We start from the raw sequence: 12,471 nt of genomic DNA, 5'->3' as shown, positions 1-12,471 counted from the left end.
GGCCCAAACGGTTCGGGCAAATCAACCATAAAGGACCAAGTACCCCCTAACTTGATTTCGACCTATGTGAATGCGGACGATATCGAGAAGGAAGTAAAAGCCAGCGGCTTGCTCGACCTGGCTCAGTTCAACATCACTCCGACCTCCGAAGAGCTCCACGGGTTCTTGGGGCCACACCCGTTGATGCGCAAGGCTGGATTGGCGGGGACAGTGCAGGACATTGAATTGCACGGCCAGAAGGTCGACTTCAGTAAAGTGGAGATGAACTCTTACTACTCCTCGGTGATTTCCGATTTCATCCGGAACAAGCTGTTGGAACTCAAGGAAAGCTTCACTTTTGAAACCGTCATGTCGAGTGCGGACAAGGTCCGCTTTATCGAGTTGGCGCGAGCCAGCGGATATCGCACCTACCTTTATTTCGTCGCAACGGATTCAGTTGACATCAACATCAGTCGTGTAGCCAACCGAGTCAGCGATGGCGGGCACCCTGTCCCCGAAGACAAGATCCGGCAACGCTACGTACGCTCGCTAGAACTTCTGCCTTCCGCGGTTGCCGCTTCTAACCGGGCGTTCATTTTCGATAACTCCAGTGAGCAGTCGATCTTGCTGGCCGAGATCACCCATGGCACCGATCTGCGGTTCAACGTCGAGGAGCTCCCAGACTGGTTCGCGCAAGCGTACGTGGACAAAGTCATCTAGGCCCTCGGCCAAGCCACGCCTAACCTGCTGAGGAGCTGGAATGTTCGAACTGGACCACGACTTGGCTCAGGATATCGTCGACCGGGCGATGGCGATTTTGCCCTGCAACGTCAACGTCATGGACAGTCAGGGGTTGATCCTGGGCAGTGGCGAGTCTGAGCGCATCAATACCCGTCACGAAGGGGCCCAGCTGGTATTGGCCAACGGGCGGATCGTGGAGTTGGACGTGGATGCGGCCAAATGCCTGAAGGGTGTGCAGCCCGGGGTGAACCTGCCACTGATGCTCGATGGGCGGCTGATCGGCGTATTGGGGCTTACGGGTGACCCACGGCAGTTGCGCACCTATGGCGAACTGGTGCGGATGACCGCCGAAATGCTGCTGGCCCAGCGGCACCAGCAGGTGGAGCAGCAATGGCGGCGCCAGCGCTGCGATGACTTGCTGGCGCTGCTGCTGGGCGGCACCGGTGACTCGCCACGGCTTCTGGACGAAGCACAGCAGTTGGGGCTCAAGCCACAGTTGCCGCGCATACCCTACCTGTTCGAACTCAAGTCAGGCCCGCCTTCGGAGGCACTCTCGGCCTGGCTGATGAGCCGCTACCCGGACAGCTGGTGCGTAAGCCCCGCGCGCCAGTCCTTGCTGTGGTGCCGCCCCGCTGGCGTGGTTGTGGACGAATCCAGGCTGCTGGAGCGTTTGCAGCGCCATGGCTGGGAGGTCGAGCGGATGGCGCTGGGTACCGTGGCGCACAGCCTCGACCAGTTGCGCCGGGGCTACCGCCGCGTGCGGGACCTGCTGGCCTATGGACGCGAAGTCTTGCCCAATGAGCCACTGCTTAGCCTGGCGCGCTACCGGCTTCCGGCTCTGCTTTGGCGACATCGCAACGACGATGCGCTGGATGAGCTGCTGGAACCTTTGCAGCGCATACGGGCCAAGGATGTCAGTGGTCAACTGCTCGCCACGTTGCGGGCATGGTGTGCGCATGATGGGCAGAGCCAGGCCTGCGCCGACGCACTGGGTATCCACCGTAACAGTCTGCGCTACCGGCTGGAGCGCATTGCAGAGCTGAGTGAGGTCGATCCCTTGCGACTGGAAGGCATGCTAAGCCTGTACCTGGGGTTGCAATTGCTGCCCGCGGATTGACCTGGCCTCCAGGGGCAGGCATTTGCCCAATCATCCCTGCGAACGTGTTGTGCATTCGACCGAGGCCAGCCAGGCGGCCACCTGTCAGCATGCCGGTCATCTGGACAGGAGAATCCCCATGAAGATCGTCATCGCCCCCGACTCGTTCAAGGACAGCCTCGACGCGGCTGGCGTCGCCCGTGCCATCGCCGGTGGCCTGGCCGAGGTATGGCCGCATGCCGCGCTGGTTCAGTGCCCGATGGCGGACGGTGGCGAGGGCACCATGGAGGCGATCCTGGCGGCCAGCCATGGCGAGCTTCGTCGCCAGCGCGTGCGCGGCCCCCTGGGGGAACCTGTGGAAGCCGGTTGGGGGTGGTTGGCCGACAGCCGCACGGCAATTATCGAGATGGCCCAGGCCAGTGGCTTGCAACTGGTCCCGCCCGGCCAGCGCGATGCCTGCCGCACTAGCACTTGGGGTACCGGCGAGCTGGTTGCCGCTGCCCTGGCAGCCGGTGCCCAGCGGATTGTCCTGGCGATTGGTGGCAGCGCTACCAACGACGGTGGCAGCGGCATGTTGAGGGCACTGGGCTTGCGTTTGCTGGACGCCGACGGCCAGGCGCTGGAGGAGGGCGGCTTGGCCCTTTCCAGGCTGGCGCGTATCGATGCCAGTGGTCTCGACCTGCGCCTGCTGGACGTACAGGTCGAAGTGGCCGCCGACGTCGACAACCCCCTGTGTGGGCCCAATGGGGCTTCGGCGATCTTCGGCCCGCAGAAAGGCGCAAGCCCGGAGCAGGTGCAGGCGCTGGATCTGGCGCTGGGCCATTTTGCCGACCACTGTTCGCGGTTGCTGGGTGAGGATGTGCGTGATCTTCCAGGCTGCGGCGCCGCTGGCGGTATGGGCTTTGCGGCCAAGGCCTTCATGGGGGCGCGGTTTTGCCCTGGCGTGGAGGTGGTAGCCGACCTGGCGGGTCTGGACGCTTTGGTGCAGGGCGCTGACCTGGTCATTACAGGCGAAGGGCGTTTCGACGCCCAGACGCTGCGCGGCAAGACGCCGATGGGCGTCGCTCGGGTCGCCAAACGCCACGGTGTGCCGGTGGTGGTGCTGGCTGGGACCTTGGGTGAAGGCTATCAGCAGCTGTATGTCCACGGTATCGACGCTGCATTCGCCCTGGCCAACGGGCCGATGAGCCTGGAGCATGCCTGTGCCAACGCCCCGGCGCTACTGCATGCCAGAGCACGTGATATCGCCCGGCTGTGGCGTATCGCCCGTCAAGCGGTTGCCCCCTCGGCATAAGCAACACCCCTGATCCGAGCCACTGCGCTGTTTTTCTGTTGGAACGGCCTGGCGCTGCGCGCGAGGCCGCTCTCACAACGACCCCAGAAATACTTAAATCATCTCTGACTGATATCCCTCCGGAAATCGGGGGCCAAACGGCCTTTGTCCATCAGCAAAAGGCACCGTTTGGTGCGCAAAAGCCCACTATTTGACCCGCTTTGATACTTTTCAGCGCTCACCGCACTGTTGAATTAAGTATTTTACTTACCCTCCGCGCTCGCCAATTCTCGCCCCTGTTTTTTCCAGAGGGCGAGTCGATGCTAGTTCACAGCGACAAGGATTACGGCGTACTGAAGGACGCAGAACGCGAACTTCAGGTGCACATCGGGCGCATTCCCGACGCCGGTTTTTATGAGCGTAAATTGCAAGCCGCATGGACCAGGGCGCGCCAGAGTGCCCAGTACGCGAACATCGGCCACTACCAATTCTCGGCGTTCCAGCAACTGCCGCCGACCCCAAAAGCCTTGCTCAAAAGCCAACCGCTTCAATTCTGCACGGTGGCACTCAGCGAGGCCGCCAAGTACTACGCCACCACTGGCACCACCGGTGAGCCGACACCCACCCCACGTCTGAAACAGGACATCATCTGGAACGCCGTCAGCGTCGCCGGGCACTGGCGCGCGGTGCTGCAGCCCGGCACGCGGGTCGCCAGCCTGATGCCGTCGGATATCGTCCCGGTAGGCGACTTGATTGCCCATGTCTGTGAGTACCTGGACGTTTCCCATGTACGGCTTTACCCCTTCACCACCGGGATCACCGACTGGGAGCGGGTGTGCAAGACATTCGCCAGCTATCGCCCGACGGTGATGTTCATTGCTCCGGGCGTGCTGGTGCAACTGACACGCTTTCTGAAGCAGCGCGGGCTGCTGGAGGGTTTCGCTGAGTCGGTGCGCACGGTCATGCTGCTGGGTGAGGTCAATACCAGGCCATTGCGCGAACGCCTGGCCCGTGAATGGCGCTGCGATGTGTTCGACGCCAGTTATGGCAGTACCGAAACTGGGACGCTGGCAGTGGTGGGCGAAGATCAGCAGATGCGCCTGGCGACGGCGACCAACTATTTCGAACTGCTGCTGCCCGACGGGCAACTGGTGACGCCGGCCGAAGGCCTGACCGGGCGCTTGGTGGTCACGCCGCTCAACCTGTTCGCCCGCCCACTGTTGCGTCTGGACACCGGCGACAGCGTCACCATCACCGCGCCATGGATACCGGGCCAGGCCAGCCCGAGCGTGCTGGTCAACGGCCGGGACAGCGACACCGTGGTGGTGGCTGGTGCCGACCTGGATATCCGCGCGGTCGAAGAGGTGGTGTACGGCACTTGCAATGCCACCGGCTATGTCATCGAAATCGACCGCCAGGCCGATAGCGCCGCGCTGATCCTGGAACGTGACGTGGACTGGGACAGCGGCGCGGAACAACACCTGCAGGCTCAGTTGCTGGTGCGCTCGCAGCAGCGCATGGGGTTGCGTTGGAGCCGGGTGTTGTTCGTCAACAACCTGTCGGCCGTGAACAAGAGCGGCGCATCGCAAAAGAGTTGGAAGAAGACCAACCTGCGCTTCGTCGGAGGCCAGCCATGATCGGGCCACGGTTCCCCGAAGGGCATGGGCTGGCCAACGGTCAGCCGGACCTGTGGTGCACCTACGCAGCCATTCGCAGCCTCGCCTGGGTCGAGCGGTTGGACGCCGTGGACAGCCTCGCCCTGCAGCGCTACATCCAGTCCCGGCGCAACCGCGATGGCGGCTTTGCCTGGAGCAAAGGCATGCCGTCCGATGCATGGGCCACTTTCTATTGCACCCAGACACTCCAGGACCTGGGCATCGCCGTTGACCGATCCGAGGAAACCGCCCACTGGCTTCACAGCCTGTTCGACGGCGAGGCCTACGCCATGTGCCCAGGACAGACCGCAGACGTTTGGGCCACGCATTACGCCTTGCGCACCTTGATCGAGGTCTGTGCAGGCAAGGTGGCCGAGGTGCAGGCGCTGTACACCTGGCTGGGCGGTTTGCAGTGCGCCAATGGTGGTTTGAGCTGGTCCGCCGATTTCGCCCAACGCAACCACGCCGATACGCGGGCCTGCTTTTACGGGGTGATGGCGGCACGCGCCCTGGCAAGCCAAGGGTTGCCAGCACCTGATTGGAACATCGACAAGTTGATTGGCTGGTTGCAAGCCCAGCAGACGGATAGCGGCGGGTTTCGCTTCAGCGAGGCCGCCGACGTGCCGTGCCTGTGGGCGACCTACCGTGCCACAGCCAGCCTTGCGGTATTGCAGGCCGAGCCCTTGGGTCGCAGCGAATGCATTGCCTGGATCGCGTCCCTGGTAGGCCCGACGGGTGCTTTCGTGCGCTGGTCTGGTTACGACGGCGAGGATGTCTGGGCGGCGTTCTGCGCCGTGGGCACGCTCAAGGCCCTGAATGAACCCTTGGGACACCTTGCAGACGACGTGGCCAGGTTCATTGCCAGCCTGGCCGTGCCTGAAGGCGGCTACACCTACCGCCGTCAGGACGATGCCGCGGATGTGCTCACCACCGCGGCGGCCATACTCGGCGGCGTCTTGCCGCCTGCACGGCAAGCGGAGGCGCTGCGCTGGATCGAAGGCTGCCAGATGCCCAACGAGCCGGGGGTGATGTACATGCCCGGACGGGGTGCCGAAGTGCGTTGCAGCAACTGGGCCCTGGCGGCTGGCGCGTTCGCTGACTTGCCGGCATCGCGCGGGGCCATCGGCCAATGGCTGGCCACGCTGCAGAACCCTGACGGCGGCTTCGGTTTCTGGGAGGGGCGAGGCTCGGACATGGTCTCCACCGCATCGGCGGTGGCGGTACTGCGGCAGCTGAACGACGACGCAGGCGTCGATCTGGCGCAGTTGGAGGCGTTCGTGGCCAGCTGCCGGCAGTCCGGCGGCCACGCAACCTACCCGCGCGGGCAGGCCACCTTGCGCGCTTCGCTGCAGGCGCTCGGTTGCCTGGCGTTCATTGGCCAGGATGTCAGGCAAGCGGTCATGCCATTGCTGGAGGCACACAAGGTACCCCAGGGCGGCTTCGCCAACCAGGGCCGGCGCATTCCGGACTTGCTCAGCACTTACCAGGCTATGGCGCTGATGAGCGATCTGGACATTACGTGCGACCTTGCGCACCTGCGCTTTTTCCTCGGCAAGATACGCAGCGAGCAGGGCTATGCCTGGTCGCCGCTGTACCTGCCTGGGCATGACGCGCTGTCGACCTGCCTGGGGCGGCTGCTGGAAGCCTTTGCCGAGGGCAAGCGCCAGCGCCTACCCAACCTGTATTTGTCGTGAGGTGCGGCGATGCCAACCATCACCGTATCGAGCGCTGCGCTGCAACCTGTGGAACGCAAGCGTGTGGCCCTGGCGTGTACCCGGCAGCTCAAGCAGCTCGGGGCTGACCCGGCGCATTGCCTGGTGTTGTTCGAAACGTTGCCCCCGGGCCATGCCTTCAGTGCGGGCATGCCGTTGCCCAGTGCCGATCAGCACGGGGCGCCTTTGCAGTTTCACCTGCGTATCACGCTGTCGGTCGAGCGCGACCTGCAGCAACAACAGCGGTTGGCTCAGGGGCTGCACAGCTGTCTGCGCAGTGTGTACCCGAGCGCCTTCATCTACATCCACATCAACCTGATCGAGCCCGCGCAGGTGTACTACAGCGCTGGCCCGGAACTGATCAATGCCGACCACCGACAAGGAAGCACAGTCTCGTGACACACCACACCCATGAACACCGCATTCGCCAGGCCCTTGCGCAATTGCTCGGCCCGGAAGTCGAACTGATCGGTATGCGCGATAGCTTCCGCGAGTTTCTCGGCGAGCGTTTCGACAGCCTGATGGCGGTCGAGGTCGTTACCGTCATCGAGGCTAGTTTTGGCTTCGAAGTGGATTACCTCAGCGACGATATTCGCTTCTGGTTCGAAACCCTGGAAAAGATGGACCAGTTCATCGGCCAGAAACTCGAAGACCAGTTGACCTTGCAGGCCGTCCAATGAGCGCCGACCACCTGTTCACGACCTCCGGCACAACCGCCGCCCCCCGTCAGTGGCTACGTAGCCAGGCGCAGATGGTCAGTGAAGCGGCGCTGATCTACGGCAAGTGGTCGCCAGCCGTTGGCGAGATCATCTCCTTCGCGCCGACCCGCCACAGCTACGGCATGATCCTCGGCCAGGTTGGCGCCCAGGTGATGAACGCACGCTTGCAAGTCTGCTCGCTCGAGCGCCAGCAGTTGCCGACGCTCGAGGGTGAAGGCGCGTGCGTGATCCTCGCCATTGCCAGCACTTGGCGGGTGTTGCCGATGTTGCTCAAGCAACTGGCCGACCGACGCCAGGTGCTGGTGGTGCACAGCGCTTCTGTACTGCCTCCAGGCGCGCTGGCCACGGTGCATCGCTTTGCGGGGCCGCAGGTCGGCTTCGTCGAGTTGTTGGGCTCTACCGAAACCGGTGCCATGGCCTACCGCGAGTTGCAGGGGACTAGCACGCCAGCGCAACCGTGGACGCTGTTGGACGATGTCACATTGTTCAGCCAGATAGGCGAGGTCGGCCCATTGGAGGTCGGCAGCTCGCGCATCGCGCGAGCGCACGGCGCCGATGCAGCCGCCGCCCGACATCGTTGCGATGACCTGGTCCAGCCACTGGATGCCCGGCGGCTGCTGTGGGTCGGTCGCGCCAGCAGCCTGATCAAGGTCAACGGTCTGCGTCTGGACCTGGCCAGCCTGGCCAGCGACCTCAGCCAGCGCCTGGAGTGCCCGGCCTTGGCCTGCGTACCGCGGCGCGATGCACTGCGCGCCGAAACCTTCGAGGTGCTGTACAGCTCCGGCACGCTCACCGAGCAGGCGGTGCTGAACGCCTTCGATCACCTGGCCCCCGGCCACCCACGACCGGCCGCCGTACGTCGTGTCGTCGATCTCCCCCTGTCCGCCACCGGCAAGCCCCAGGTATGGGCCGCCTCATCTTCTGTCAAGGAATGCAAGCATGACCCACGCTAATACCCAAGACACCATCGCCCATTACTTCAATCACTGCGGCGCCGATGCCGCTATCGGCCGCGAGCAGCCGGAGTACCTGGCGCTGAGCCTGCGCAAGCGGCTCGAACTGCTGGAGCGCAACCCGGCGCTGGCCGCCGATTGGGCTGCGCAATATGAACAGTGGTGTACACATGCCGACAGCGATTACCGCTGCCTGACCAGCACGCGAGCGGTCATTGCCCCCTGGTTCCGCCTGGGTGTGAAGGACACCGTGGACGTCGCCGGGCTGCCGACCCGCCTTGGCCTGCGCAGCTACCGGCACTACCCCAAGCGCACCGCTCAGGCCCTGGTGTCCCTCGACCCCCGCATCGCACTGACCAGCAAGGTCGCCACCACCGAGCTCAACATCGGCTTCGGCGCGGGTTGTCGCAATCCGCATTTCCCGACGATCGATCCGTCCGGATCGAGCACCGGTTCCGCGGTCTCGGTCGCTGCTCGATTGTGCGACATCTCGCTGGGCACCGATGTGCTTGGTTCGGTGCGCTGGCCCGCGTCCCATTGCGGCATGATCGGCTTACGCATGACGCAGAAGGCCGAAAGCCTTGGCGGGGTGTTCCCGTTGTCGCCGCGCATGGATGCCCTGGGATGGGTCACCCGCAGCGCCGATGACCTGGACCTGCTGTTCCCGTTGCTGGGCCTGGAGCCTCTGCTGGGCGAGCAACTGCCCGTCAAGCCCCGCTACCGCATCGGTGTGCTGGAGCACGCCCTGGACCCGGCGCTGACCAGCACGGCGATGCTCGAGATGCTGGCCAAGGCGTGCAGCGCATTGGCCGACCTGGGCATGCCACCTTGCGAGGTGTCCATGCCTGAACTGTGGGCCCGACGGGGTGATGCCTGGCAGTTGTGCGCGCGTGACGCCTGGTTGGCCTCGGCGGCCTGGGCACGCCAATTCGATTGCGAACTGCACTGGTCGACCAACAGCGCCCTGGCGGTCGGGGCTGGGGTCAGTGACAGCGACTACCAGCGGATTCACCAGCACATGGACCAGGTGCGCGCTGGTATTGGCCCCTGGTTCGACAACGCCAAGGTGGACTTCGTGATCTTTCCCATGGATCCGAACCGGCCCTTCGACCGCCGTAACCCTCAGCCGGGCGACTCGACCATTCCATCGCCGGCCGATGAGGGTTACGCACAGAAAATCGGTTTCACCCCGCTGGCCAGCTTCAGTGGGCTTCCCGCGATCACTGTGCCGATCTGCGTCAGCGCCGACGGCAAGGCGCCGCTGGCCGTGCAGATCATGGGCCGGCGCGATAGCGAGCGGCAGTTGGTGGATATCGCCAAGCGCCTGCAAGCGCTGGTGGGCGCACTACCTACCCGTCGTCCCGTGGTGTAAGGAGTTCGCCTATGTGTGGAATCACAGGCTGGGTGGACTACACCCGCGACCTGACACATCAAACCTGCGTCCTTGGCGCCATGACCGAAACCCTGGCGTTGCGGGGGCCGGACGCCAGTGGCCACTGGCAACACCGCCATGCGCTGCTGGGCCATCGTCGGCTGGCGATCATCGACCTGAGCGGCGGTGTGCAACCGATGACCTACCGCTTCGCCAACGGCCAGGAGGTGGCGTTGGTATACACCGGCGAGGTCTATAACCATGACGCGCTGCGGGACCGTCTGCGCAGGGCGGGTCATGTCTTCGTCACACGCAGCGACACCGAAGTGGTGCTACACGCGTACCTGGAGTGGGGCGAGCGCTGCTGCGAGTACTTCAGCGGGATGTTCGCTTTCGCCCTGTTCGACGAGCGCGACGGCCACTGCCTGCTGGTACGTGACCGGCTGGGTGTCAAGCCGCTGTACTACGCGCACCACCATCAAGGCCTGCTGTTCGGCTCCGAGAGTAAGGCGATCCTTGCCCATCCGGCGTTCGAACGCGCGCTGGATGTGGTCGGCCTGGTGGACGCCCTAAGCCTGGCCCGTGGCACGCCCCGCACGGCCTTGCGCGGTATCGTCGAACTGCCGCCGGGGCACCGGTTGTCCTGGCGGCCCAACGGGCAGATGAAGGTCTGCCGCTATTGGCAATTGCAGCGACGCGAGCACCAGGACGACGTGTCGACCACCGTCGAACGCACCCGCGAGCTGCTGGCAAACGCCTTGGGCGAACAATTGCACGCGGACGTCCCGGTGTGCTCCCTGCTGTCCGGTGGGCTGGATTCCACGCTGCTCACCGCCCTGGCTCAGCAGCGCCTTTGGGCAGAGCAGGGCGGTAAGGTCAATTCGTTCTCGGTGGATTTCGTCGGCCAGGCCGAACAGTTCCAGGCCGATGCGTTTCGTCCCGAGCGCGACCAGCCCTACGCGTTGGCTGCCGCTGAGCACATCGGCAGCCGGCACCAGACCATCCTGATCGACAACCGCCAACTGGTCGCCGAGCAAGCACGTCTGGCGGTGTACCGCGCCAACGATTCGGCCGCCACGTTCGGCGACGTCGACACCTCGCTGTACCTGCTGTTCAAGGCGATTCGTGAGCACTCCACAGTGGCCATTTCCGGTGAAGCCGCAGACGAAGTATTCGGTGGTTACGCCTGGTTCCGAGACCCCCAGGCCATTGCCGCGCCGCGCTTGCCGTGGCTGTCACGCATGCAGTTACTGCAAGCGGAGCTGATCAATCCGGAGTTCGACCGCTTGTGCAACTTCGCTGAACATCAGGACAACGTATACCGCCAGGCGCTGGAGGCGGTCGAGCACCTGACAGCGGATACGCCGCACGAGCGGCGCATGCGCGAGATCTGCCACCTGCACCTGCACCACTGGCTGCCGACTCTGCTCGACCGCAAGGACCGCCTGAGCATGGCGGCAAGCCTGGAAGTGCGTGTGCCGTTCACCGACCATGCCCTGGTGGAATACGTGTACAACGTACCCTGGTCGATCAAGGGCCATGGCGGTGAAGAGAAGTGGCTGCTCAAGCAGGCCGGTGCCGATCTGTTGCCGCCATCGGTGCTGGCCCGACGCAAGAGCCCGTACCCGACCTCGGCGAACCTGGCCTACGAGCGCTTCCTGCGGGAGCGCTCACGGCAACTGCTGAGCGACGTCGCCAGCCCGGTTTTCCAGATCATCGACCACCGTCGCCTGGCTTGCGAGCTGCAGCAGCCCCAGGGCTATTTCAACTCGCAGCTGCGTCGCAACAACCTGGAAACGGCGTTGGCACTGGACACCTGGTTGCGTGAGTACGGGTTAACGGTGTAGTTCGCGCTGGTCGATGCCATCCAGGATGATCGGGTTCTGGATGGTGTCGCTGAAGCGCCGTGGCGCGCCGACATCGAGCATGGAAATAAAACTGCCCAGGGCGGGGGAGGCGTTCTGGATGTTCCAGTTCATGTACAGGCCCATGGTCGGAACGGGCTGGTCCTTGATCGGGCGGATCGGCCGGAATTGCACGCGGTCGCGCAAGGTCGAATAGGCAATGGATTCGGGTACCAGGGCTACACCGAAACCACAGGCTACCAGGCCGATCAGGGTATGGATCTGCGCAGCTTCCTGGACGATTTTCGGATAGAAACCCGCCGATTCGCACAGGGCGATCAACTGACTGTGATAGCCGCTGCCCAGGGCCTGTGGGGTGAACACGAAGTCGTCTTCGGCGAAGTCGCGCAGGTCGACCACCGGCTGCGTCACCCGTGGGTGACTGGCCGGCAAGGCCATCACGATCTGCTCGTTCAGCAGCAGGCGTGACTCGATGGTGTCGGGCGGCATGGGGAGCTTGCGCATGAAGCCGATGTCGGCTTCGCCAGCCATCAGTGCCTTGGCCTGGGAGGCCGAAGGCATCTCGCGAATGGTCAGGCGCACGTTGGGGTACGTTTCGCGGAATCGTCGCAGCGTACTGAGCAAGGACTCGTAGTAGGCGATGGAAATGGCGGTGATGGTCAGCTTGCCGCAGATGCCTTCGGAGACATTACGGGCGTACTCGATGCCTTGTTCCAGTTCCTTGAGCGTGCGGTAGGCCGTTTCCAGGAAGGCCATGCCCGCTGCGGTGAGCTTGACCCCGCGCTTGTTGCGCAGGAACAGGCTGAAGCCCAGTTTTTCCTCAAGTCTGTTGATCGCCTGGCTCAGGGGTGGTTGCGCCATGTGCAGGCGGATGGCTGCTTTGTGAAAGTGCAACTCCTCAGCCACGGCAATGAACTGCCTGAGCAAACGTGTCTCGATCATTCTCCGTTCCTTCATCGAGCCGAACTGGTGCCAGCGGGGCTGCACCCCCAACCCTGCGAGGCGGCAATCATAGCTCGGCGTGATATCTCGCAGATATCAAAGTTGCATGCTTTTAATATTAAGTCATTGATTTTTTTATTGTTATCGTAAAAAGGAGCATCGAA

General features: G+C 63.7%; 11 protein-coding genes. 10 read left to right on the top strand and 1 reads right to left on the bottom strand.

Annotated features, from left to right (window positions below; translation table 11 throughout):
- Window positions 1-51: 51 nt before the first annotated feature.
- The 10 genes from C4Q26_RS26490 (at window position 52) to asnB (ending at window position 11,347) form a co-directional block, all read left to right on the top strand.
- Window positions 52-699, top strand: a complete 648-nt coding sequence (locus C4Q26_RS26490; protein ID WP_023380515.1) for a zeta toxin family protein — start codon at window positions 52-54, stop codon at window positions 697-699.
- A gap of 40 nt (window positions 700-739) precedes the next feature.
- Window positions 740-1,837 (top strand): sugar diacid recognition domain-containing protein, encoded by a 1,098-nt coding sequence (locus C4Q26_RS26485; protein WP_023380517.1) that lies wholly within the window; start codon window positions 740-742, stop codon window positions 1,835-1,837.
- 118 nt (window positions 1,838-1,955) lie between these two features.
- Entirely contained in the window at window positions 1,956-3,110 is a 1,155-nt protein-coding gene (locus C4Q26_RS26480; RefSeq protein WP_104883952.1) for a glycerate kinase, read from the top strand.
- A gap of 299 nt (window positions 3,111-3,409) precedes the next feature.
- Window positions 3,410-4,726, top strand: a complete 1,317-nt coding sequence (locus C4Q26_RS26475) for an AMP-binding protein (RefSeq protein ID WP_023380520.1) — start codon at window positions 3,410-3,412, stop codon at window positions 4,724-4,726.
- A complete protein-coding gene (locus C4Q26_RS26470; RefSeq protein WP_104883951.1) occupies window positions 4,723-6,438 on the top strand; it encodes a prenyltransferase/squalene oxidase repeat-containing protein in 1,716 nt (571 codons plus the stop codon). Before C4Q26_RS26475 ends, C4Q26_RS26470 begins: the two co-directional genes overlap by 4 nt.
- Window positions 6,439-6,447: 9 nt before the next feature.
- On the top strand, window positions 6,448-6,855 hold the full coding sequence (locus C4Q26_RS26465) for a hypothetical protein (protein ID WP_023380523.1): 408 nt from the start codon (window positions 6,448-6,450) through the stop codon (window positions 6,853-6,855).
- Window positions 6,852-7,136 (top strand): acyl carrier protein, encoded by a 285-nt coding sequence (locus tag C4Q26_RS26460; RefSeq protein ID WP_104883950.1) that lies wholly within the window; start codon window positions 6,852-6,854, stop codon window positions 7,134-7,136. Before C4Q26_RS26465 ends, C4Q26_RS26460 begins: the two co-directional genes overlap by 4 nt.
- Window positions 7,133-8,128: an AMP-binding protein gene (locus C4Q26_RS26455; RefSeq protein ID WP_023380526.1), complete on the top strand. Its 996-nt coding sequence runs from the start codon at window positions 7,133-7,135 to the stop codon at window positions 8,126-8,128. The genes C4Q26_RS26460 and C4Q26_RS26455 overlap by 4 nt, the downstream gene beginning before the upstream one ends.
- Complete coding sequence (locus tag C4Q26_RS26450) at window positions 8,115-9,500, top strand: amidase (RefSeq protein ID WP_027906974.1); 1,386 nt, start codon at window positions 8,115-8,117, stop codon at window positions 9,498-9,500. Before C4Q26_RS26455 ends, C4Q26_RS26450 begins: the two co-directional genes overlap by 14 nt.
- An 11-nt stretch (window positions 9,501-9,511) precedes the next feature.
- Entirely contained in the window at window positions 9,512-11,347 is a 1,836-nt protein-coding gene (gene asnB, locus C4Q26_RS26445; RefSeq protein WP_104883949.1) for an asparagine synthase (glutamine-hydrolyzing), read from the top strand.
- Here the strand turns inward: asnB and C4Q26_RS26440 are convergent.
- Entirely contained in the window at window positions 11,336-12,307 is a 972-nt protein-coding gene (locus tag C4Q26_RS26440; protein ID WP_104883948.1) for a LysR family transcriptional regulator, read from the bottom strand. The genes asnB and C4Q26_RS26440 overlap by 12 nt on opposite strands.
- Window positions 12,308-12,471 lie beyond the last annotated feature (164 nt).

Source organism: Pseudomonas sp. SWI44 (assembly GCF_002947915.1).
In the GTDB taxonomy this organism is placed as follows: domain Bacteria; phylum Pseudomonadota; class Gammaproteobacteria; order Pseudomonadales; family Pseudomonadaceae; genus Aquipseudomonas; species Aquipseudomonas taiwanensis.
The sequence above is the reverse complement of the archived record's forward strand: the minus strand, read 5'-3'. Positions and strand labels throughout refer to the sequence as shown.